This is a genomic window from Massilia sp. NP310 (assembly GCF_019443485.1).
Taxonomy (GTDB): Bacteria; Pseudomonadota; Gammaproteobacteria; order Burkholderiales; family Burkholderiaceae_D; genus Telluria; species Telluria timonae.
In genome coordinates this window covers 1,666,680-1,688,567 of the sequence record NZ_CP080379.1, presented here as the reverse complement: position 1 = coordinate 1,688,567, position 21,888 = coordinate 1,666,680, and the positions used below count along the sequence as shown (strand labels likewise).

The window sequence follows — 21,888 nt, the reverse complement described above, 5'->3', positions numbered from 1 at the left end:
TGAAGGCAGGGCTTCAAAATTAACAACAACGACCTTGATTCCGCCGTTTTCCAGGAGGCGCTGGCCGCCGATCTGGACCGCGCCATGCAAGTGGCGCGGGTACGCAAGGAAGCTGAACAGTCATTGCCGACCTTGACCAAGGCCGAGCTGGCCGAGCTGCTGTTCGAGCAGGTCGGCCTGAACAAGCGCGAAGCCAAGGACATGGTCGAAACCTTTTTTGACGAAATCCGCAATGCGCTCGAGCGCGGCGAAGCGGTCAAGCTGTCCGGCTTCGGCAATTTCCAGTTGCGCGACAAACCGCAGCGGCCCGGCCGCAACCCGAAAACGGGGGAAGAAATCCCCATCACGGCGCGCCGCGTCGTGACATTCCACGCCAGCCAGAAACTCAAGGGAATGGTCGAAGAGACCACACCAGGTAGTCCACCCGCGGGTTCCCTGGCGCGTGCAGCCTGAGGACGCCCGATAAGCAATGAATGACCGACCGAACAAGATCGAACCGAACGTGCTGCCGCCGATTCCGGCCAAGCGATATTTCACGATTGGGGAAGTCAGTGACTTGTGCGGAGTCAAACCCCACGTTTTGCGCTACTGGGAGCAGGAATTTACTCAGCTTAAGCCGGTCAAACGTCGAGGAAACCGCCGATACTATCAGCACCACGAAGTCCTGCTGATCCGGCGCATCCGCGCGCTGCTGTACGAGCAGGGCTTTACCATCAGCGGCGCACGTAACCGCCTCGACGGTCGCGCCAGCGCGGCGGCCGAGTTCGAGCTGGACCTGCCCGACAGCCCGCCAGCGATCGACTGCGACAAGCTGCGCGCCGATCTGCTGGACATTCTCGACTTGCTTAAAAACGGCGCGCGGCCGGTGTAAAGCCCTGGGCTTGCCATCCGGCGTCGGCAGGGCCAGTCGTGATCACGTGCCGCCCAGAATCTCGCGTTCGCCCGCCGCCGGGTCGTCCCCGGTTCAGTTGCCGGTGTTGCGCTGGTCAGACGTCGGTCGCACGCGGCTTATGTATACTCAAGCATTCGTGCACCTGTTGAACGCGGCCCTCTGAGTGTTAAAATGTCACCCGCGCATATGCTGAATCTAACGCATGTAAACCGGGCGGTTCAGACCCGGCACTTTCCTGCGCAAGGAAAATTTAAGGGAAGACAATGATACGCGTTGCCATTTGTGACGATCACCAGATAGTTAGAGCAGGATTCAAGCAGATTTTTTCATCGTCGGGCGATTTCGAAGTCGTCGCCGAAGGCGCCACCGGCCGCGAGGCCCTCGATATCGCACGCCGCGAGATCTGCGACGTGCTGCTGCTGGACATCGCGATGCCCGACCAGAGCGGCATCGACATCCTGCGCACCATCCGCCAGGGCCAGCCCAATCTGCCGGTGCTGATCCTGTCCGGCTACCCGGCGCAGCAGTATGCGCTCAACCTGTTTAAGATGGGCGCCAACGGCTATCTGAACAAGGAGTGCGAAGCCGACGAACTCAAGACCGCCGTGCGCACCGTCTACCAGGGCCGCCGCTATGTGTCCTCCACGGTCGGCGAACTGCTGGCCCAGAGTTTCGACCGCGATCCCAATACGGCGCTGCACACCGAGCTGTCCGATCGCGAGTTCCAGGTTTTCCTGCGCCTGGCGAAGGGTGCGACCGTGTCCGACATCGGCAACGCGCTGTCGCTGTCGATCAAGACCGTGTCCACCTACCGTACCCGCATCATGGAAAAAATGGGCCTGCAGTCAAACTCCGACCTGACCTATTACGCCATGAAGAACAATCTGCTCGATTAATCTCTGCTGATTTTTTAGCCAGATTCATCTGACAACGCGCCCACCAGGGCGCGTTGTCACGTCTGGACAGGTGTGTCACATCCTCAAGCGCAAGTGCAACAAAAGGTTACGGCAGAGAATATCGCAGTGCAACATTGCGTCCATACGCCTATAATGAAGGGCCACATTCCTTGCGCGAAAGGAAGCCTGGATGTACTTTACTACCGCTGCGGACGAGAAAACCATCCGTAGTCTCCCCCTTCACAAGACCCTGCTGTGCCTGATGTGCGTGGTGCTGCTGGTCGTCAATGGTGTGTTCCTGACGCGTAACCTCGACGATTTGCGGGCGGCCAACGCGCTGCAGGCGCAGACGGCCCAGGTGTCGGACGAGCTGCAATACCTGAACCTGATCGTCACCGACGCGGAAAGCAGCCTGCGCGGCTACTTTCTGTCGGGCGACGAGGTGTACCTGGGCCCACTGCGCAGCGCCTCACAGCAGATCGACAAGCAGATGGGGTCGCTCGATGACTTGCTGCGCGATAATCCTTCCCAGGCAAAGAACCTGCAGCAGTTGCGCACGCTGGTCGACAAGAAATTTGGTTTGCTTCAGCAGTCGCTCGAGGTCTACCGCGAAGGCGGGCTGAACGATATTGTGGCGATCGCCGCCTCGCCCGACGACCGCGCGCAGATGGACGAGATCAGGCTGCAGGTCGTGATCATGACGCGCGAGCAGAACGAACTGCTGGCCACCCGCACCGCCGAGTTCTATCAGCAATACCGGCATGCCGTGGTATTTGGCGTCGGCATCAATGCCGCCGCCATCTTCGTGCTGCTGTTGTTCTACAAGATGATCAAGCGCGCCTTCCGCTTGCGCCTGTTGGCCGAGCGCGCCCTGCAACGATCGAATGATGGCCTGGAAGAAGTCGTGGCCGAGCGCACCGCCCAGTTGTCGGTGCTGTCGCGCCATCTGATCAAGGTGTCGGAAGAAGAAAAATCGCGCCTGGCGCGCGAACTGCACGATGAGATGGGGGCCAACCTGACGGCGATCGGCATGGACCTGTCCACGGTCGGCGAACACCTGCGCGCCAGCCATCCGGAACTGGCGTCGAAGCTGGGACGCGCCAAGCGCACCCTGGTCGACACCGTGCAGCTGAAGCGCCGCATCATCGAGAATTTACGGCCGAGCCTGCTCGACAATATGGGGCTGTCTGCCGCGCTGCAAAGCTATTGCGCCGATTACGCACGCGTCACGTCGCTCGATTGCGATGCCCTGATCGATGCCGAGGCCGACGCCGCCGGCCCGATACAGGCGATCGCGCTGTTCCGTATCACGCAAGAGGCGTTGAACAATATCGCCAAGTACGCCAAGGCGAGCAACGTGATCGTCAACCTGACGCGCGAGCCCGAAGGCTGGGGCCTCGAGATCACCGACGACGGCATCGGGATTCCGCTTGACGCCATGGCCAGGTCGAAATCGCATGGCTTGCTCGGCATGCGCGAACGCGCCTTGCTGCTGGGCGGCACGCTGGTGGTGGAGCGTGGTGTGAATGGGGTGGGAACGTGCGTGCGCGCCTTGATTCCGGCGGCGGCCCCAGGGGGCAATGAAGAGGCGGGTGCTGCAGGGGGGGTGACTGCCGCCGCGGTCGCCTTGTCGTGCGTACAGGCCGAAGCGGTCTTGCCGGATCCGCCGACCCCGGACGGGGCCAAGGCGAATCCAGTGTCACATCATCTCAACGCGCCACATCCATGAGCAGGCGGTCGTATTCCGATTTGGCGACCTTGTAGCATTCGCCCGCATATTCTTCCAGGCCGGCGCGGTCCAGCACGGTGATGTTGCCGCGGCGGTACTGGATCAGGCCTTCGTCCTGCAGCTTGCCGGCGGCGGCGGTGATGCTTTCGCGGCGCACGCCCAGCATGATCGAGATCAGTTCTTGCGTCACTTTCAGTTCGTTGCTGGCCGAGCGGTCCAGGCGGTCGAGCAGCCAGCGGCACAGCTTCTGTTCGATCGAGCTGTGACGGCCGCCGACGGCGTTCTGGGCCATCTGGGCGAACAGCGCATTGGTGTAGCGCATCAGGAGCTGGGGCAGGGCGCCGCCGCGGTTGAAGGCGTCGCGCAGGTATTGGGTCTTGAGGCGGTAGCCGTAGCCGGCGCTCTGAACCACGGCGCTGCAGGTGGCGCGTTCGCCCATGAACAGCGACACGCCGACCGCGCCTTCATGGCCGACCACGGCGATCTCGGTGGTGGCGCCGTCTTCCATCACGTACAGCAGCGACACGATTGCGGTCGTCGGAAAATACACGTATTCCAGTTTGCTGCCATACTCGAACAACTCTTTACCGAACGGCATCGGGACCAGTTCGAGATGGTCGAACATCTCTTCCAGGTCGGTACGGGGCAGGGCGGCCAGCAGTTCGTTCTGCTGGGTGCCGCTGTAGCTCACGACCGGTTTCGACGCGGACTTCATTGCCTCACTCGTGGCAGGGATCTGGTTCTTGGCTTTTTGGGTGAGACCACCAAACTGAGTGTTGTTCATCTTATGTCCTCTTATGTCTATCGTGCGTCGGGGGCGATGTCAGGAGGCTTGTCTTTCTTACCTCATCGCGATGGATGTACTTTAAGGCTACGGTCTGTTGCCGCACATAAGACGAGTATCCGCCCCCATGTAGGTTCCAAGCATGATGTCGTGTCAGCCCAGTCCTACTGGGGAAGACAGTGCGCTGGCGCACCTTCCGCGCCAAAGTTTCGTTGAAGAACGCCGAAATGCCGCATAATTCGCCGGCGCGACCATGACGGGCGCATCACGGGACTGAGGATATGGGGTTGCGGGTATTGCTGGTGGAAGACGATGCGGTGCTGGCCGACGGCCTGCTGCGCGCGCTGCAGGCGCAGGACATGACGGTCACGCAGGTGGCCGACGGGCTGGCCGCCGACCGCGCCCTGCAGGAGTCCGGGACCGAGGTGGCGGTGCTCGACATCGGCCTGCCCGGCATCGACGGCTTCGAGGTGGTGCGCCGCCTGCGCGCGCGCGGCGCGGCCACGCCGGTGCTGTTGCTGACGGCGCGCGACGCGGTCGAGGACCGGGTGCGCGGCCTGGAGACCGGCGCCGACGACTACCTCGTGAAGCCCTTCGCCACCGCCGAACTGGTGGCCCGCATCCGCGCGCTGGCGCGGCGCCACGCCCCGGTCTCTACCCTGATGTCGCTCGCCGGCCTGTCGCTGGACCGCGCCACCCGCCGCGCCCGCGTCGCCGGCCATCCCATCGAGCTGTCGGTGCGCGAGTGGGGCGTGCTCGAATACCTGCTGCAGCATGCCGGGCGGGTCGTGTCCAAGCAGCAGATCATCGACGCCATCCTGCCCTGGGGCGAAGACGTGACCCAGAACGCGGTCGAGGTCTATGTGTCGCGCCTGCGCCTGAAACTCGACGGATCAGGCGTCGCGATCCGTACCATCCGCGGCTTCGGCTACCTGCTGGAGGCGGCCGAATGACGCTTGGCGTCATGCTGCGCGCCGCATGAGCAGCATCCGGCTGCGCCTGCTCAAGTGGCTGCTGGGTCCGATCCTGCTGGTCAACCTGGTGCTGGCCGCGCTGGTGGCCGGCCTGGCCTGGACCCCGGCCCAGGTCGCCTTCGACGCTGGCTTGCTGGAGACCGCCAACGGCCTGGCCGCGCGGCTGGCCGCGGGCGCCACGCCGCAATTGCCGCCCGGCGCGCCGGATGCCGACCGCAACTGGTTCGTGGTGCGCGACGGGCATGGGCGCCACCTGGCCGGCGCCGCCGCCTTCCCGGCCTTGCGCCCCGGCGCCGCGCCATATGACGCCGAGGTCGACGGCGAGCCGGTGCGGGTGGTCGCATTGGCGCTGGCGACGCCCGCCGGCGAACGCCACCTGGGCGTGGCGCGCACCCTGCGCCAGCGCCTCGAGGTGCGTTCGGCCATCGTGCGCTCGCTGGTGGTGCTGGTCTCGACCGTGACCCTGACCCTGGCCGGCGTGGTCTGGCTGTCGGTCAGCAATGGCCTGCGCCCGCTGGCGCGCATCCGCGCCGAGCTGGCCGCGCGCGGGCCCGGCGACCTGGCGCCGATCCCGCAAGCCAGCGTGCCTTACGAGATCGCGCCGGTGGTCACCGGCTTCAACGAATTGCTCGACAAGGTCGAAGCCGGCGCGCGCGCCCAGCGCGACTTCCTGGCCGACATGGCGCACCAGCTGCGCACGCCGCTGGCCGGCATGCAGCTGCAGCTCGAATGGCTGCGCGCGCGCCATGCGCGCGACCCCGACACCGTGCGCTCGCTGGGCATGATGGAGCTGGCCAACGAGCGCATGATCCGCCAGGTCAACCAACTGCTGGCGCTGGCGCGCGCCAGGGAAGGGCGGCCGGACGGCCAGCACGCCGCGCTCGACCTGGCCCGGCTCGTGCAGGAAACCATCCAGTTCTTCGTCGGGCAGGCGGCCGCCAAGGACATCGACCTCGGCTTCGAGCTGGCGCCGGCGCTGGTCGAAGGGGACGCGTTCCAGCTGCGCGACCTGGTCGACAACCTGGTCGACAATGCCCTGCGCTACACGCCGGCCGGCGGGCGGGTGACCGTCGGCTGCGCGCGCGAGGGCGATGCCGTCCTGTTTACCGTGGAAGATTCCGGCCCCGGCATCCCGCCCGCGCGGCGCGCCGCCGTGTTCGAACGGTATGTGCGCCTGGACGACAAGACCACCGGCAGCGGCCTGGGGCTGGCCATCGTGCGCGATATCGCGCTGGCGCATGGCGCCACCGTGGTGCTGGACGACGCCGACGGCGGCGGCACCCGCGTGACGGTGCGTTTTGCTGCAGCTCCGACAAGATAGGAACTTGCCGGCGTCGTATTTGCGTCGCTGTCAGGACTTTGTCAGCTTTTCCTCAGGGAAATGACAGGTTCCTGGGATATCATTCTCCATGGCAACATTATTGGCGGAGTCCGTCCGCCTTCAGGAGAATCCCATGCAGCAGCGCCAGTCCGGCTTCACGCTCGTCGAGCTCATGATCGTGGTCGCGATTATCGGCATCCTCAGCGCGATCGCCGTGCCTTCGTACAATAGCTACGTCATGCGCGCGCGCCTGGTCGAGGCGCATGGCGTGCTCGCGTCCACCCAGAACAAGCTGGAACAGTACTGGAGCAACAACCACAAATACGAAGGTTTCGACGCGGAAGGCGCCAGCCTCATGCCCGAGCCCGGCCTGAATTTCGACTACAGCCTGGACGACGCCACCGCCTCGGCCTATACCTTGACCGCCACCGGCAAGAACGCCGCCGCCGGATTCGTGTATACGATTGACCAGTCCGGGCAGCGGGCCACCACCGGGGTGCCGGATGGCTGGCTCGACAACGATAGTTGCTGGGTCGACCGCAAGGAGGGCACGTGTTCCCAGTAGTTCGCCCAGTAGTTCGCCCAGCAGTGCTGCCAGCAAGCGCGGCCCGCGAGAAAGGCTTCACGGCGCTCGAGGCGCTGGTCGTGGTGGCGATCCTCGGCATCCTGCTGGCGGTCGGCATTCCCGGCATGCGCGGCTGGCTGGGCGGCACCACGGCCACCGGCGCGGCCGAGTTCTACGCCGAAGGTTTTCGCTTGGCGCGCAGCCAGGCGCTGGCCAACAACAGCCGCAGCCGCCTGGTGTTCACCGAGAACGCCGGCAGCGGCCAGCTGGACTGGCAGGTCGACGTCTGCTTCCCGGTCCCGGACGATGGCTGCGGCGCCGACAGCGCGCGCTGGTCGACCGTGGACGAGCCGGCGCCGGGTCCGGAAGACGGCAACGTCGAGACCAGTTCGGTCTTTCGCAGCGCCGCCGCGCTGCCGCGCACCACGGCCTTGAGCGTCGCGCCCGATTCGGAGGCGCGCTCGGTCTATTTCACCGAGCTGGGCTGGGTCGACGGCGCCAAGCCGGCGCTGATGCGCTTCGACCTCGGGCCCGGCAGCGCCGACGCCGAGCACGTTTTCACGCCGACCGCCGTGGTGCTGACCCTGGCCGGGGCCGTGGTGACCTGCCGCCCCGACCTGGTCGGCGCCGCTGCGGCGGGCGACGCGCGCAGGTGTCCATGATGGGTCGCCGCATTTCCGTGCTCCGCCAGGCCCAGCGCGGCGTTGCGCTGCTCGAAGCGCTGATCGCCGTCCTGCTGCTGGGGATCGGCCTGATCGGCACCCTGGCCCTGCAGGTCAATTCCCAGGCCGCCCTGTCCGAGGCCGCCATGCGCGCCGAGGCGACCATCGCCGCCAACGAGTTGATCGGCGTGATGAGCACCGACCTCGACCACCTGGACGAATATGCGCTGGCCAGGGACGCGGAGCCGGGCGAGCGTCTCGAGACCTGGCATGCCGCGCTTGCCGGCCACCTGCCGAACGCCGCGGTCGAGGTCACGGTCACGCCGGCGGCGGACACCGAACGCACCGCCGTCGTGATCGTCATCAAGTGGCGCCGCAGCGAAGAGGCGCAGCAGAACACGCACCGCATCGTCACCTACCTGGCGAGGTCGGCATGAGTTCCCGGGCGCAGGCGCGGCGCATGGCCGGCTTTTCGCTGGTCGAGCTGATGGTCAGCATCGTGATCGGCCTGCTGGCGGTGCTGTTCGCCACCCGCATGATGACCGATTCCGAAACCACCAAGCGCGGCGCGCTGGGCGGCTCGGATTCGATGCAGAACGGGATGATGGCGATGTTCTCGATCAGCGGCGACGCCGAGCAGGCCGGTTATGGCCTGAACGATCCGATCCTGAACGGCTGCGACACGCTGTTCACGGACAACAGCGGCTACGCGCTGGCAGCGGCCAGCCGCGACGGCGTCGGCGTGACGCCGCTGGCCGCTGCCGTGATCGTGCCGGGGGCCGACGGCAAGCCGGACCAGCTGACCATGTACGCGGGCAGCGCGCCGGGCGGCACCGGCACCACGCGCCTGCTCACCAACTACATCGGCGGCAACCAGCTGGTGGTCGACCGGCCGTTGTACGGCTTCGCGGTCGGCGACGTGATCGTGGTCGCGCCCGAGAACGGCGAAGGCAAGTGCGCGCTGGCCCAGGTCGCGGCGCTGACGGGCCAGGGCGCCGCGCCGGCGATCTCGATCGGCGACGTGCGCTACCGCTACAACGCCGGCGCCCTGGCGCGCAATTTCGACGGCAGCGCGAGCCGCATCTTCAACCTCGGAGGCGAAGCGAACCTGTCGTTCCATACCTGGCTGGTGCGGGACGGGGTGCTGCGCCTGCGCGCCACCAACCTCGGCGCGGATGGCGAGGCCGCGCATGCGGTGGCCGACAACATCGTCTCGCTCAAGGCGCAATACGGCTTCGACAAGCGCGACGCCGCCGACTTCGATCCGGAACTGGGGATGCAGGTGGGCGAATGGTCGAGCGCGATGATCGACGCCGACGACGATGGCGTGACCGGCGGCCCGGGCGACTACCAGCGCGTCGCCGCGCTGCGCATCGCGGTCGTGGCGCGCGCCAAGACGCCCGAGCGGCCCGGCGCCGACGGCGTGTGCACGGCGCAGCCGCAGGCCATCAAGGTGTTCGGCAGCGCCCAGCCGCAGGGCGTCGACCCGGTCGAGGTCGAACTCGACGTGCGCGTGGAGGACGACCCGGTCGACTGGCGCTGCTATCGCTACCGTACTTTCGAGACCATCGTCCCGCTGCGCAATGCGGGCTGGAGGCCCACCGCATGACCCATCCACCGACAAGCACCCGCAGCCAGGACGGGGTCGCCTTGCCCGTCATGCTGATCATGATGCTCGTGATGCTGGTGACCAGCATCTACCTGCTGCGCTCCAGCAATTCGGCCACCCTGGCGGCCTCGAACCTGGCCTATGACGCCACCCTGAGCCGGGCGGTCGACCTGGGCCTGCACACCGGCTTCCAGTGGCTGAGCGACGCCGCGTCGGCCGACAAGGCCAGCCTCAACCAGGATGACCTCGCGCGCGGCTACCACGCCAGCCTCGATACCACGCTGACGCCGAAGGACAAGGCGTTCTGGGACGACAGCTTTGCGGTCGAAGACGCCGACGGCAACCGGATCCAGTATGTCATCCACCGCATGTGCCGCAACCCGGGAAGCTTCAGCAGCGAAAACCAGGAGTGCGTGCTGACCTCCGCCAACACGGTCAAGATCGGCAACCGGGTGGCGATCGGCGAGAGCCTGGCGTCGGACGCGCCGGCCTATGCCAGCTCGCCCCAGATCCACTACGTGATCACGGCCCGCATCGACGGCGCGCGCGGCGGCAACGTGATCAACCAGATGGCTGTCCTGATCGGCGCCTGACGCCGGCCGCCACGAATGGAATGCGCATGAATTTTTCTCTCCTTACCACGCTGGCGATGGCGCTGGCCATGACCCTGGCGTCGACGCCGGCCTGGGCCGGCCCGACCGGCCTGGCCTCGCTGCCCCTGATGAGCATTACCGGCAGCGGGACCGTCAAGCCGAACCTGATGCTGCTGTACGACGATTCCGGCTCGATGGCCTGGAACCATACGCCGGACTACGTCGACGACAACACCACCTGCCGCGCCGGCACGACGCTCGCGGCGCGCAACCCGCGCGGCTGCGTGATCGGCGATCCGCCCTATGCGGCGCCGCTGTTCAACCGCCAGTACTACGACCCGAAGGTGCGCTACCAGCCGCCGGTGAAGGCCGACCAGACCTCGTATCCGAGCCAGACCTCCAGCCAGACCGACGGCTGGAAGTCCGTGACCACCGACGGTTTCGGCATCGACAAGCGGAACATGCGCAATGCGAACGAGGAAACCACCAATCTGCTGACCGGCTACCCGGACCTGCAGTGGTGCAACAGCGCCGGCGACTGCCGCCGCAACATCGGCGGCTACGCCTATCCGAGCCTGACCTACGACAGCGCCGAGGCGGTCGGCGCCAATCCCTATTACTACACGATCAACGTCGCCGAATACTGCACCGACGCCAGCCTGAAGCGATGCGTGAGCACCGCGGTCAATGCCCCGGCGCCGCAGGGGTATCCGGTGCCGGCCCCGGTGCGCTGGTGCAACAGCACGGCGCTGACCGATTGCCAGGCCAAGTACGTCGGCAACTACAAGTACCCGCGCTACGGCGACCCGAACCGCTCGGCCAACTGGTATTCGACCATCACCATCAACGATTCGGGCGCCGCCAGCGCGGTCTCGATCACCGCCGTGCGCGCGGTCGGGGTGTCCGGCACCCAGACCATCACCCGCGACGCGGCCACGGCCTCGGGCGGCACCAACACCGCGGCCAAGCGCACCGCGCTGGCCACCGCGCTGGCGGCCTCGATCGTCAACAAGGCGGTATCGGACCGTCCGTTCACCGCCTGCGTGCCCCAGGCCAGCGGCGTGGTGCGCGCCTGTTCCGACTTCGGCATCACGCTCGATTCGAGCGCCATGCTGGCGGTGATCCCGATCAGCTGCGGCCGCAACGTCACCAACAAGAACAACTGCACGGTGGTGAGGGAGGGCGAGCGCACCGGCGACGAGATCGTGGTCGATTCCGGCACCGCCGCCACCGCGCTGCTGCAAGTGGGCGGACGCGCCGCCAACAGCAGCAACACCAACGGCCGCAGCCGCCTGGTCGGCCTGAAGCTGGGCAATACCACGCTGATCGACTCGCTGCGCTTCGGCCAGAACTACACGGCGGCCCAGGTCGCCGCGCAGATCGCCGGCGAGATCGGCACCCGCGGCACGATCAAGGCCTATGTGGGACCGAACAACGTCACGCCGCAGTGCGCCGCGGCCACCAGCTCGATGGTGTGCATCGTGGCGCCGCTGAGCATGGCCGGCGCCAACCTGAGCTATACCCGGGTCGACAATCCCGCCAGCCTGAGCTGGGGAGGCGCGCCGGCGACCAGCGACGGCGCGCCGACCTCGGTCTCGGGTTTCGATACCGGCGTGTTCATCCGCACCGACATCGTGCCCGCGCGCGACAACTACCCGAAATCGGCGCAGCGCACCGATTGCCAGGGCGCGGCCTGCACCTACGCCGAGGAGATGACCAACTTCGCCAACTGGTATGCCTACTACAAGACGCGCAACCAGATGATGAAGACGTCCGTCGGCCTGGCCTTCCAGCCGCTGGGCGAAGCCTACAAGGTCGGCCTGGTGGGCCTGCAGGATGCGGCCGCGGAAGGGACGATGAGCCGACCGAAGCCGTTCACCGGCCAGAACCGGATCGACTGGTACGACGCGCTGTACGCGATGAACAGCGCGGGCGGCACCCCGGTGCGCCTGGCGCTGCACGCGATCGGCAAGATGTTCGCCAACCAGGCGCCGTACAGGCAGGAGGCGGGCTCGGCGACGGTGGAGTATGCGTGCCAGCAGAACTTCACGTTCGTGACCACCGACGGCTACTGGAACGGCAACAGCCCCAAGACGCTGGTCAAGGCGGCGACCCGTAATTCGCCCGCCGAATACGAGGAAACCGTCGTCAACAACGACAACACCGTCAACCCGGCGCGCTTCTGCACGCGCGAGAAGGGCTGCCTCGACACCCGCGCGCAAACGCTGCCGTCGCTGGCCGACGTCGCGCTGTACTGGTACAACGGCGGCTCGAGCACCGGCACCGTGTCGCTGCGTCCCGAGATCGACGACATGTCGAAGACCGGCCAGGTGCCGGGCGCCGGCAACAACCACCTGCACATGCGCACCTACGCCCTGGGCCTGGGCGTGGACGGCATCATGACCTATGAGCCCGACTACGACACCAAGCCGGTGGTCGGCGGCGACTTCTACAACCTGATCAACGGCGTACAGACCGGCTGCCCGTGGAACAACAACGGCGCCTACGTCTGGCCCGACCCGAATACCGGCACCACCGACCTGTCGACGGCGCTGCAGTCGCGGGTGGACGACCTGTGGCACGCCGCCATCAACGGCGGCGGCAAATACTTCCCGGCCTCCGATCCGCTGCAGGTGGTCGACAGCCTGAACCGGGTCCTGAACGACATCCAGGTCGCCACCGGCGCGGCCGCCGCGGCCGCCACCTCGACCCCCAACGTGGCGCAAGAAGACCGCGACATCTTCTCGGCCACCTTCACCACCGTGAAATGGACGGGAAACCTCTCCAAGCGCGTGATCGACATCGTCACGGGCGAGGTCAGCCAGGACGTCGACTGGAAGACCTCCTGGAGCATGGGCCAGAAGGTGGGCGCCGACGCCGACACCCGCACCATCTGGTGGCGCAACCCGGCCACCGGCGCGCGCGCCGACTTCGCCTACGACCAGTTGGGCGCCGACCAGGCCTGGTTCTCGAACAAGTGCTCGGCGCTGCCGCAGTGCGCGCGCCTGTCGGCCGACCAGCGCGCCGTCGTCAACGACGGCCGCACCATCGTCGGCTGGCTGCGCGGCCAGCAGCAGCATGCCGACAACGTCCTGCTGCGCGCCTACACCACCACCGGGCCGGAAGACACCGGCCCGAACGGCGCGCAGCTGGAGATCCTGGGCGACGTGGCGTCGTCCAAGCCGGCCTACCTGCGCGAGCCGCGCAAGGCTTACGGCAGCGCCGACTATGCGGCCTTCCGCAGCGAGAACGCGAGCCGCGACCCGGTCGTTTTCATCGCCGCCAACGACGGCATGCTGCATGCCTTCGACGCCGAGAAGGGGACCGAGCTGTGGGCTTACATGCCGCGCATCACGATGAAGAAGCTGTACCGGCAGGCCAGCGTCAATTACGCGTCGAGCCACCAGTTCAGCACCGACGGTTCGCCCGAGCTGGCGGACGTCAAGATCGGCGGCGAATGGCGCACGGTGCTGGTCGCCGGCCTGAACGCCGGCGGGCGCGGCTACTATGCGCTGGACGTCACCGATCCGGCCGATCCCAAGCCCTTGTGGGAAATCTGCGCCGACAGCACGGTGTGCGGCGGCGTGCACCACCAGCCCGACATGGGCTTCACCTTCGGCAATCCCCAGTTCGGCACCATCCGGGTGGGCGGCGCGGAGCGCTGGGTGGTGTTCCTGACCTCGGGCTACAACAACATTCCCGGCGCCGACGACATCCAGTCGGGCAGCGGCAAGGGCTACCTGTTCGTGATCGACGTCGCCACCGGCGAGGCGATCGCCAACCTGGGCGCCGGCGACGTGCTGGACAAGGGCATGCTCACCACCGGCAGCGGCGACGCCACGACGCCGTCCGGCCTGGCGAAGATCACGGCGATCACGGCCAACCCGAACACCGATCCGCTGGTGACCTACGTCTACGGCGGCGACAACCAGGGCCAGATGTGGCGCTTCGACTTCACCGGCGAGCGCGTCCAGCGGCTGCTGATGGCCGATGCCGGCCCCGATCAGCCGATCACCACCCGTCCCGACGTCGCCGTCTGCCAGGTCGGCTCGACCGGCGAGGGGGCGGACGCCTCGCCGACCAGGCGCGTGGTGGCCTTCGGCACCGGTCGCATGCTCGACTTGCCGGACATCCAGAACACCAAGGTGCAAAGCGCCTATGTGCTCAAGGACGATGGCGCCGCCTTCGACGCCGCCGCCTGGCGCGACGACGAGACCTATGCCGAACGCACGCTGACCGAGACCCGACCCTACGATGACGCCGCGCCCGACGTGCCGCGCTCGAACCAGTTCACGATCGGCGGGACGATCGCCGACCTGGGGCGCCAGCGCGGCTGGTTCGTCGACTTCGACAAGAACGCCGGCGAGCGGGTCAACCTGGATCCGAAGATCGTGGCCGGCACCCTGACCGTCGTGTCCAACCTGCCGCAATCCTCGACCGCCTGCGCCGTGGGCGGCATCAGCTACGCCTATTTCGTCGACGTGTGCAGCGGCGCCGCGGTCTCGAACGACATCGCCGGCGTGCTGCTGTCGGGCGACGCGGCGGCGGTGGGCACGACCATCGTGCGCCTGCCGTCGGGCGCGCTCAAGCTGATCACCACCACCGCCAAGGGCAACACCATCACCACCGAGGTGGCGCCGGCCAAGACCCAGGACGCGCGCCGCACCGGCTGGCGCCGGGTGCGCGACTAGGCGATGCACGCGCCGGGCGCGCCGTTTAGTTCACACGGCGCGCCCCGGAAACGGTAAAATCGAGGGTTTTCCGACAAGGGTCGCCCGCGGCCCGACAACAGGGCTCGATCCATGGCCAACGACACCGATATTTCCAGCGACGACCTCGACGTCGCCGCCCCCCGCCAGGCCGGCGCGATCGCGCGCGAAGTCGCGCGCCGCCGCACCTTCGGCATCATTTCCCACCCCGACGCGGGTAAAACCACGCTGACCGAGAAGCTGCTGCTGTTCTCGGGCGCGATCCAGCTGGCCGGCACGGTCAAGGGCCGCAAGAGCGGCCGCCACGCGACCTCGGACTGGATGGACATCGAGAAGCAGCGCGGCATCTCGGTCGCGTCCTCGGTGATGCAGTTCGAGTTCCGCGAGCACGTGATCAACCTGCTCGACACCCCGGGCCACCAGGACTTCTCGGAAGACACCTATCGCGTGCTGACCGCGGTCGACTCGGCGCTGATGGTGATCGACGCCGCCAAGGGCGTCGAGGAACAGACCATCAAGCTGCTCGACGTGTGCCGCATGCGCGACACCCCGATCGTCACCTTCATGAACAAGATGGACCGCGAGACCCGCGATCCGCTGGAGCTGCTCGACGAGGTCGAGTCGGTGCTCAAGATCGAGTGCGCGCCGGTGACCTGGCCGATCGGCATGGGCAAGAACTTCCGCGGCGTGTACCACCTGCTGCGCGACGAGATCATGCTGTTCAAGGCCGGCGAAGAGAAGGCCGACGGCGCCTTCGAGATCGTCAAGGGCATCGACAATCCGAAGCTGGCCGAGATGTTCCCGCTCGAGATCGAGCAACTCAAGATGGAAGTGGAACTGGTGCACGGCGCTTCGCACGTGTTCGACCTCGAGCGCTTCCTGTCGGGCGTGCAGACCCCGGTGTTCTTCGGTTCGGCGATCAACAACTTCGGCGTGCGCGAGATCCTGTCGGCCCTGGTCGACTGGGCGCCGGCGCCGCGCGAACGCGACGCCACCGTGCGCGCGGTCGCGCCGGTCGAACCCAAGTTCTCGGGCTTCGTGTTCAAGATCCAGGCCAATATGGACCCGGCCCACCGCGACCGCATCGCCTTCCTGCGCGTGTGCTCGGGACGCTTCGAGAAGGGCATGAAGGTCAAGCACCTGCGCCTCGGACGCGAAGTCAAGCTGTCGTCGGTCGTGACCTTCATGGCCTCGAGCCGCGAACAGGTCGAAGAGGCCTATGCCGGCGACATCATCGGCTTGCCGAACCACGGCAATATGCAGATCGGCGACAGCTTCTCGGAAGGCGAGATGCTGACCTTCACCGGCATTCCCTATTTTGCCCCGGACCTGTTCCGCACGGTGCGGATTCGCAACCCATTGAAAGTGAAGCAGCTGCACAAGGGCTTGCAGCAGCTGGGCGAAGAGGGCGCGGTGCAGGTGTTCAAGCCGGTGCTCGGCTCGGACCTGATCCTGGGCGCGGTCGGCGTGCTGCAGTTCGAGGTCGTGGCCAGCCGCCTGCTCAACGAGTACGGCGTGGATGCGGTGTTCGAGAGCAGCAGCATCAGCAGCGCGCGCTGGATTTCGAGCGACGACAAGAAATCCCTTGCCGACTTCGAGAACCAGCTCGGCCACCAGGTCGCCTACGACGCCGCCGGCAATATGGCTTTCCTGGCGACGTCCGGCGTGAACCTGCGCCTGACCCAGGAGCGCTGGCCCAAGCTGGTGTTCCACGCGACTCGCGAGCACGCGGCCAAGCTGGCCTGACGCAGCCCCCGCATCAAGGCCCGGCCGCGCTCTCGATCTCCATGTCGATCTCGAGCGCGTCCAGGGTCTGGGTGCGCACCGCGCCGTCGGGCAAGGTCAGGCGCAGCTGCACCGGCAGCCAGGCCTGGCCTGGCGCCAGCCACACTTCCAGCCGCGGCGCCCCCTCGGGCGCCAGCTGCGCCAGGCGCAGCGCTTCCACGGCGCCGATCCCGGTGTCGACCGTCTCCATTTCCATTACCTCGTAGCGTTCCTGGCGCGCCCCGCCGGCGGCGCCGATCCAGAACGCCAGCACGCCGCGCAGCTGGTCCGGGTTGGCGCGTCCCATGCCCGCCAGCTGCAGCAGCAGCGAGGCGCGGTCCTGGGCGCCGCCCGCCAGCTGGTCGCGGCGCGCGCCGAGGTGCGAGACGATCACCCCGCGCTCGCGATCGAATTCGGTGCTCGCCCGGCCCAGGCCCGCCGGCTCGCTGGCGCGCAGCGGCGCCAGGCCGCCGTCGTCCAGGCCGCCCTCGCTGTCCAGCGCGCCCAGGATGCCGTCGAGCGCGAGCCGGTAGCTGCTGCCGTCGGTGCGCCATTCGAGGCGCGCCGCGCCCCCGCCGCTGACGCGGTAGTCGAGGCGCGCCGGCGGCGCCGGCGAGACGCGGAACTGGCCCGGCATCGCGCCCGGCAGCACCTCGCCTTGCCCGACCGCCTGGAGCGGCGCGAGCGCCGGCAGTGGGGGCGATGTGGCTTCCGGCCCGGCATCGGGCGCTGGCGCGGGCTGCGGGGCGGATTCAGGGGCGGATTCGGGGGCGGGCCGGGATGCGGGCGGCGGGCCGGGCGCCGGCCGGGGCGTTGCGCGCTCGGTCCCGGCGCGCGCGATGCGCAGCGTCAGCGGCGCAGGCTCGCGCACGCCCGGCGCGCGCTGGGCGGGGAATTCGAGCCAGGCAAGGGCGGCCAGGTGCAGCAACAGCGATGCCAGGCCGACGCCGAGCAGACGCCGGTGGCGCGCCAGGAAAGCGGGAAATCTCATGGGCGCTAGTGTAGCGCGCCCGTCCGCGAACGGGAGATCAGAAGCCGACGTTCAGGTTGGCCCTGACCCTGCTGCTGGAATTGGTCGCATTCTCGAAACGCTCGGCCGCGTGGCCGTGATTCTCGAAGGAGCCGTCGAGCGTGACCCGGTCGCTCACCTTGTACTGCGCGCCGACGCCGGTGTACAGGCCGGTATCGACGCCCCTGCGTACGCCGCGGCGGTTCTGGCTGTGCGCCACGCCCAGCTTGCCGTAGGCCGACAGGCGCTCGCCGAGCGGTTGCGTGACCTTGACGGCCGCGTGCAGGTTGAAGCCGCGCAGGCCGATCGCGCCGGTCGTGTCTTCGGGATCGCGCTCGTTCAGCGGGCGAAAACCCTGGTCGAGCAGGTTGACGTAGCCGGCCTCGAAAGCCAGCCCCGGCGTCGTCGCGACGCCCATCAGCAGCCTGGGGTCGGTCTTGAACAGGCCGGCGAACAGGCGGTCGTTGGGGTTGACGTTCAGGTTCCCGCCATAGACCCGGGGAAAGGTCTGGGAACGGGGATCGCGCGGGGCCGAGAACACGCTGCGCGGGCGGGTGTCGGCCAGCGCCACCGGCGCGGCCGCCTGTTCCACCAGTTGCGCCCGCGCCGGAGCGCCGGCAACGGCCGCAACGGCCGCCGCCAGGATCAAGGCCGGTTGTTTCATGTCGCGTCCTTTCAGAAGCCCATCTTCAGGTTGCCCTTGACGCCGTCGCGCACGCGGTCGAACTTCTTCGCCGCGTCGCCGTGGCGCACGAAGTCGCCGCTTACCGTGGTGCGTTTGTCGACCTTGTAGCTGGCGCCGGCGCCGGTGTACAGACCGGTATCGGACCCGGCCACGCCTTGTTCCTTCTTTTTTTCGGTATAGGCGATGCCGGCCTTGCCGTAGGCCGACAGGCGGTCGCCGGCCGGCAGCGAATATTTGGCGGCCAGATGGTTGCTGGAACCTTTTTCGCCCAGCGGGATCGAGGCGTCGGCGGGCTTGCCCGGCTCGACCTTGTGCAAGTCTTTGTCCGGCAGATTGAGGTAACCGCCCTCGATGGCGACGTTGGGCGTCACCTCGACGCCGGCGATCAGGCGCGGATCGCGCCGCATGCCGGTGAACACGTGGTCGTTCGGCTGGGCCGCCACGTCGCCGCCATACACGCGCGGATAGGGCTGGTGGCTGCCGGCGAACGGGTCGGGCCTGGCGGCTGCGTTCCGCTCGAGCTGCGCCGGCTGGCGCGGGGACGGGTCGGGCAGCAGCTGGGCCTGGACAGTGCAGGCCGCCAGCCATCCGAGCGTTAATACGAAGGCGCGTGCTTTCATCGGAGCTCCTCGAGCGGGGGATTTGGCAAGCATAGCGCGTTTGCGGGCGCTATGCTCATGCACGGCGCATGCCTTGGTAAGCAGTTGTTACCGGTATGCATACATTGACGACTGTGCCGGCCGGCGTGCTGTCGATGTCCAGGACGCCGCCGGCCAGGCGCGCCCGCTCGCGCATGCCGGGCAGGCCCCAGTGTCCTTCGCGCGCGCCGCTGGTCAGGATGTCGGCGGCGATGCCGTGGCCGTCGTCGCTGACCGCCAGGCGCAGGCGGTCGGCGCCGTAGTCGAGCGCCAGCGCGACCCGGGTCGCCCGCGCATGGTGGAAGGCGTTGGACAGCGCTTCGCGCCCGATGGTGAACAGCTCGTCCTCGATCTCAGGGTCGAGTGCGCGCGCGGCGCCCGTGACTTGCTGGGTAAAGGCCACGCCGGACGCCGCCGCCATGTCGCGCCCGGCGTCGGCCAGCGCCTGCAGCAGGCAGCCGTGGCGCACGCCCGGCACGCGCAGTTGGCGCACCCGCTGGCGGCCTTCCTCGATCACGTCCTCGGCGCGCACGAGCACCTCCTCGACTTCGGCCCGCATCCCGCTATCCGCCGGCAGCCTGCCCATCAGCACGTGCATGCGCAGCACCAGCGCCTGCACGCTCTGCAGGAAGGTATCGTGGAGGGCACGCGCGATGCGCTCGCGTTCGCGGGTACGCACCAGCATCTTCTCGCGCAGGCGCGCTGCCACGCGCGCCAGGCGCCAGCGGTGCAGCAGCCAGGCCGCGGCCAGCAGGCCCAGGGCGCACGCCAGCCGGAACCACAGGGTCTGGGTCCAGGCGGCCTCGATGCGCAGCGCCGCCCGCGCCGGCTGCGGGCTCCAGACGCCATCCTCGTTGGCGGCGCCGACCTCGAACAGGTAGTCGCCCGGCGCCAGGTTGGTGTACACCGCCTGGCGCGGCCCGCTCGCCTCGCGCCAGTGCGCATCCTGGCCGACGAGGCGGTAACGGAAGCGCACGCGTTCCGGCATCGACAGCGCGGTGGCGGTGAAGTCGATCTCGAGCCGGGTGGTGCGCGCCGGCAGCACCAGGCCGGGCGCGGGCGCATGGCTGCCCCCGTCGGTGCGGATGGCGCTCACCATGACCGTCGGCGGGCGCGGATTGCGCACGATCCTGGCGGGATCGACGTGGCCCACGATGCTGGACGTGGCGAACCACAGGCGGCCGTCGCCGGCCTGGACCAGTGAGGGCAAGGGCTGCATCTGGGCCGGCATGCCGCGGTGGCCGTCCAGGTGGTCGAAGCGCTCGGCCGCCACGCCGGCGCCCGGCGCTTCCAGCGCCCGCGCCAGGTCGGCGGCCGTGACGCGCGCCAGGCCGCCGGTGTCGTGCAGCCACAGCTCGCCGTCGGCGCGCTCGACGATGCCGGAGACGCCGCGGAATCCCCGGCCGCCGCGCTCGTCGAGCGCCACGAAGCGCTCGCCGTCGAACCAGGCCAGGCCGCGGTCGCCGCCGATCCAGACCCCGGCGCGGCCGGGCACGATGGCCAGCGTGTTGCCGATCGCCAGACCCTGGCGCGGACCGTAGTGGCGCAGCGTGTCCCCATCGAGGATGGCGATATGGTTATCGGTGTAGCCGAACCAGGTCCGGCCCTGGCGGTCGGTCGCCAGGGTGACCGCGGTCGGACCGGCCAGCGCCGCGCGCCCGCCACCCTTGCTCCAGGCGCCGTCGCGAAAGGCATGCACGCCGTGGCCGATCACCGACACCCACAGCGCGCCGTCGGCGCCGGTCGTCATCGCCTGCACGCTGCGTCCCGCCAGCGCGGGCGGCAGCGGCCAGCGCCGGGTGGCCCCGTCGCGCACCCGCCACAGGCTGGCGTTGTTGCCGAACCACAGGGTGCCGTCGGGCGCGCGGTGGCTGGCGCTCACGTCCGTGATCGCCGTGGTGCGGCGGCGGCCGTCCGGCGCGAGCACGAAGCTGGCGAAATCGAAGGCGCCGGTGCGGTCGGTGTTGCCGATCCAGACCGCGCCGCTGTCGCCCGGCGTGACGCTCAGCGCGGGAACGAAGCCCGGCGGCAGCGCGACGGTCGACAGGCGGGCCTGGCGCACCCGGTCGACGCCGTTCGCCGTGGTGAACCAGAGATTGCCTTCGCGGTCGTGGAGGGTGGCGTTGACGATGCCGTCGGTGAAGCCGGCGGCCGTCGAGAACAGGCGCACCACCTTGCCTTGGCCATCGAGCAGTTGCACCGCATCGCCGGTGGAGACCCACAAGCCGCCGCGCGCGTCGCCTTCGTAGCCGAGCAGCGGGGCGCCGCCGTTGTGCAGCGCCAGCGGCGCCGCCCTGCCGCTGGCCGGGTCGAACAGCCGCAGGCCGCGCGCCCGGGGCTTGATCACGACCTTGCCGTCGGGACGTGGGTAGCCGTTTCCCAGCAGCGGCTGGTCGAGCACCTTGACGAAGCGGCGCCCGCCGGCGTCCGAAGCGGGCGCGCCGCGGTAGATCCCGTCGGCGCAGTAGACCAGCAGGCTGCCGTCGGCCAGCACGCTGAAGCCGTGGGGCCGGCCGTTCGGCAGCCCGGCGGACGGTCCCACGTCAACCCAGCGCTTGCCCTCGAGCCGGTGCATGCCGGTGCCGCTCGAGGCCCACATGACGCCGTCGGGCGTGCGCCCGAAGCGAAGCACCGTGGTGGGCGGGGAATCCTCGCCGACGTAGTGATGGACGGCGCCGCGTTCGAAGCGGCTGACGTCGCCGAACTGGTAGCTGACCCAGATGGCGTCGCCATCGGCGGCCACGGCCATCGTCAGCGGCGAGCGCAGCTTGTGGCCGAAGACCTCGTCGTTACGCACGAAGCGCACGCCGTCGAAGCTGTACAGGCCGTCGTTGGCGGCGAACCACAGCATGCCGGCGGCATCCTGGGTCATCGAATACACCGCGGACGGGGCGCCGTCCTCGCGCGTCCATGAGGTGTGCTGTAGGTCGCCGGTCCAGGGCGGCAGCGGGGCGGCGCCGGCCCGGCCGCACAGGGCGAGCGCCAGTATGGCGAGCAGGAGGCAATGCGAAAGGCGTGCACATGGCAGGCGCATGGGGAGTTTTCCGTGTGGCTCATT

The 21,888-nt window shown here is 68.2% G+C and carries 18 protein-coding genes; 13 read left to right on the top strand and 5 right to left on the bottom strand.

The window, feature by feature from the left end:
- Window positions 1-84: 84 nt before the first annotated feature.
- The 4 genes from KY496_RS07320 (at window position 85) to KY496_RS07305 (ending at window position 3,517) form a co-directional block, all read left to right on the top strand.
- On the top strand, window positions 85-453 hold the full coding sequence (locus tag KY496_RS07320; RefSeq protein ID WP_005667425.1) for an integration host factor subunit alpha: 369 nt from the start codon (window positions 85-87) through the stop codon (window positions 451-453).
- 16 nt (window positions 454-469) lie between these two features.
- The gene (locus tag KY496_RS07315) at window positions 470-871 is read left to right on the top strand and encodes a MerR family transcriptional regulator (protein ID WP_005667427.1); all 402 of its coding nucleotides are present in this window, start codon (window positions 470-472) and stop codon (window positions 869-871) included.
- A gap of 284 nt (window positions 872-1,155) precedes the next feature.
- Entirely contained in the window at window positions 1,156-1,788 is a 633-nt protein-coding gene (locus KY496_RS07310; RefSeq protein WP_005667428.1) for a response regulator transcription factor, read from the top strand.
- A gap of 190 nt (window positions 1,789-1,978) precedes the next feature.
- Window positions 1,979-3,517, top strand: coding sequence for a CHASE3 domain-containing protein (locus tag KY496_RS07305; protein ID WP_219864358.1), 1,539 nt, complete (start codon window positions 1,979-1,981; stop codon window positions 3,515-3,517).
- Here KY496_RS07305 and KY496_RS07300 read toward each other — a convergent pair.
- Window positions 3,498-4,232 (bottom strand): Crp/Fnr family transcriptional regulator, encoded by a 735-nt coding sequence (locus KY496_RS07300; RefSeq protein WP_143054549.1) that lies wholly within the window; start codon window positions 4,230-4,232, stop codon window positions 3,498-3,500. The two genes, KY496_RS07305 and KY496_RS07300, sit on opposite strands and share 20 nt — an antisense overlap.
- A 350-nt stretch (window positions 4,233-4,582) precedes the next feature.
- Between KY496_RS07300 and KY496_RS07295 the strand changes: the two genes are divergently transcribed.
- The 9 genes from KY496_RS07295 (at window position 4,583) to KY496_RS07255 (ending at window position 16,480) form a co-directional block, all read left to right on the top strand.
- Window positions 4,583-5,254: a response regulator transcription factor gene (locus KY496_RS07295; RefSeq protein ID WP_005667433.1), complete on the top strand. Its 672-nt coding sequence runs from the start codon at window positions 4,583-4,585 to the stop codon at window positions 5,252-5,254.
- A 25-nt stretch (window positions 5,255-5,279) separates the two neighbouring features.
- Window positions 5,280-6,596 carry a HAMP domain-containing histidine kinase gene (locus KY496_RS07290; RefSeq protein ID WP_005667434.1) on the top strand — a complete coding sequence of 439 codons (1,317 nt, stop codon included), beginning with the start codon at window positions 5,280-5,282 and terminating at the stop codon, window positions 6,594-6,596.
- A gap of 133 nt (window positions 6,597-6,729) precedes the next feature.
- Window positions 6,730-7,161, top strand: coding sequence for a type IV pilin protein (locus KY496_RS07285; protein ID WP_005667436.1), 432 nt, complete (start codon window positions 6,730-6,732; stop codon window positions 7,159-7,161).
- Window positions 7,162-7,184: 23 nt separating this feature from the next.
- Window positions 7,185-7,823, top strand: coding sequence for a Tfp pilus assembly protein FimT/FimU (locus tag KY496_RS07280; RefSeq protein ID WP_040776296.1), 639 nt, complete (start codon window positions 7,185-7,187; stop codon window positions 7,821-7,823).
- Window positions 7,820-8,260 carry a hypothetical protein gene (locus KY496_RS07275; protein WP_005667440.1) on the top strand — a complete coding sequence of 147 codons (441 nt, stop codon included), beginning with the start codon at window positions 7,820-7,822 and terminating at the stop codon, window positions 8,258-8,260. The genes KY496_RS07280 and KY496_RS07275 overlap by 4 nt, the downstream gene beginning before the upstream one ends.
- Window positions 8,257-9,432 carry a PilW family protein gene (locus KY496_RS07270; protein ID WP_184238788.1) on the top strand — a complete coding sequence of 392 codons (1,176 nt, stop codon included), beginning with the start codon at window positions 8,257-8,259 and terminating at the stop codon, window positions 9,430-9,432. The genes KY496_RS07275 and KY496_RS07270 overlap by 4 nt, the downstream gene beginning before the upstream one ends.
- Window positions 9,429-10,025: a hypothetical protein gene (locus KY496_RS07265; protein ID WP_184238790.1), complete on the top strand. Its 597-nt coding sequence runs from the start codon at window positions 9,429-9,431 to the stop codon at window positions 10,023-10,025. Before KY496_RS07270 ends, KY496_RS07265 begins: the two co-directional genes overlap by 4 nt.
- Window positions 10,026-10,051: 26 nt before the next feature.
- Window positions 10,052-14,716 (top strand): pilus assembly protein, encoded by a 4,665-nt coding sequence (locus KY496_RS07260; protein ID WP_219864357.1) that lies wholly within the window; start codon window positions 10,052-10,054, stop codon window positions 14,714-14,716.
- 111 nt (window positions 14,717-14,827) lie between these two features.
- Complete coding sequence (locus KY496_RS07255) at window positions 14,828-16,480, top strand: peptide chain release factor 3 (protein ID WP_005667447.1); 1,653 nt, start codon at window positions 14,828-14,830, stop codon at window positions 16,478-16,480.
- A 13-nt stretch (window positions 16,481-16,493) separates the two neighbouring features.
- Here the strand turns inward: KY496_RS07255 and KY496_RS07250 are convergent, their stop codons facing one another.
- The 4 genes from KY496_RS07250 to KY496_RS07235 are packed head-to-tail and all read right to left on the bottom strand — an operon-like array spanning window position 16,494 to window position 21,864.
- Window positions 16,494-17,489 (bottom strand): DUF3108 domain-containing protein, encoded by a 996-nt coding sequence (locus KY496_RS07250; RefSeq protein WP_219864356.1) that lies wholly within the window; start codon window positions 17,487-17,489, stop codon window positions 16,494-16,496.
- 37 nt (window positions 17,490-17,526) lie between these two features.
- Complete coding sequence (locus KY496_RS07245) at window positions 17,527-18,171, bottom strand: hypothetical protein (protein WP_184238796.1); 645 nt, start codon at window positions 18,169-18,171, stop codon at window positions 17,527-17,529.
- Between the two features lie 11 nt (window positions 18,172-18,182).
- Window positions 18,183-18,812, bottom strand: coding sequence for an outer membrane beta-barrel protein (locus KY496_RS07240; RefSeq protein WP_005667452.1), 630 nt, complete (start codon window positions 18,810-18,812; stop codon window positions 18,183-18,185).
- A gap of 55 nt (window positions 18,813-18,867) precedes the next feature.
- Window positions 18,868-21,864: a sensor histidine kinase gene (locus KY496_RS07235; RefSeq protein WP_219864355.1), complete on the bottom strand. Its 2,997-nt coding sequence runs from the start codon at window positions 21,862-21,864 to the stop codon at window positions 18,868-18,870.
- Window positions 21,865-21,888 lie beyond the last annotated feature (24 nt).

Coding starts and splice junctions, on each gene's coding strand:
- KY496_RS07320 (WP_005667425.1), top strand. CDS start 85: ATGCAAGTGGCGCGGGTACGCAAGGAAGCTGAACAGTCATTGCCGACC.
- KY496_RS07315 (WP_005667427.1), top strand. CDS start 470: ATGAATGACCGACCGAACAAGATCGAACCGAACGTGCTGCCGCCGATT.
- KY496_RS07310 (WP_005667428.1), top strand. CDS start 1,156: ATGATACGCGTTGCCATTTGTGACGATCACCAGATAGTTAGAGCAGGA.
- KY496_RS07305 (WP_219864358.1), top strand. CDS start 1,979: ATGTACTTTACTACCGCTGCGGACGAGAAAACCATCCGTAGTCTCCCC.
- KY496_RS07300 (WP_143054549.1), bottom strand. CDS start 4,232: ATGAAGTCCGCGTCGAAACCGGTCGTGAGCTACAGCGGCACCCAGCAG.
- KY496_RS07295 (WP_005667433.1), top strand. CDS start 4,583: ATGGGGTTGCGGGTATTGCTGGTGGAAGACGATGCGGTGCTGGCCGAC.
- KY496_RS07290 (WP_005667434.1), top strand. CDS start 5,280: ATGAGCAGCATCCGGCTGCGCCTGCTCAAGTGGCTGCTGGGTCCGATC.
- KY496_RS07285 (WP_005667436.1), top strand. CDS start 6,730: ATGCAGCAGCGCCAGTCCGGCTTCACGCTCGTCGAGCTCATGATCGTG.
- KY496_RS07275 (WP_005667440.1), top strand. CDS start 7,820: ATGATGGGTCGCCGCATTTCCGTGCTCCGCCAGGCCCAGCGCGGCGTT.
- KY496_RS07270 (WP_184238788.1), top strand. CDS start 8,257: ATGAGTTCCCGGGCGCAGGCGCGGCGCATGGCCGGCTTTTCGCTGGTC.
- KY496_RS07265 (WP_184238790.1), top strand. CDS start 9,429: ATGACCCATCCACCGACAAGCACCCGCAGCCAGGACGGGGTCGCCTTG.
- KY496_RS07260 (WP_219864357.1), top strand. CDS start 10,052: ATGAATTTTTCTCTCCTTACCACGCTGGCGATGGCGCTGGCCATGACC.
- KY496_RS07255 (WP_005667447.1), top strand. CDS start 14,828: ATGGCCAACGACACCGATATTTCCAGCGACGACCTCGACGTCGCCGCC.
- KY496_RS07250 (WP_219864356.1), bottom strand. CDS start 17,489: ATGAGATTTCCCGCTTTCCTGGCGCGCCACCGGCGTCTGCTCGGCGTC.
- KY496_RS07245 (WP_184238796.1), bottom strand. CDS start 18,171: ATGAAACAACCGGCCTTGATCCTGGCGGCGGCCGTTGCGGCCGTTGCC.
- KY496_RS07240 (WP_005667452.1), bottom strand. CDS start 18,812: ATGAAAGCACGCGCCTTCGTATTAACGCTCGGATGGCTGGCGGCCTGC.
- KY496_RS07235 (WP_219864355.1), bottom strand. CDS start 21,864: ATGCGCCTGCCATGTGCACGCCTTTCGCATTGCCTCCTGCTCGCCATA.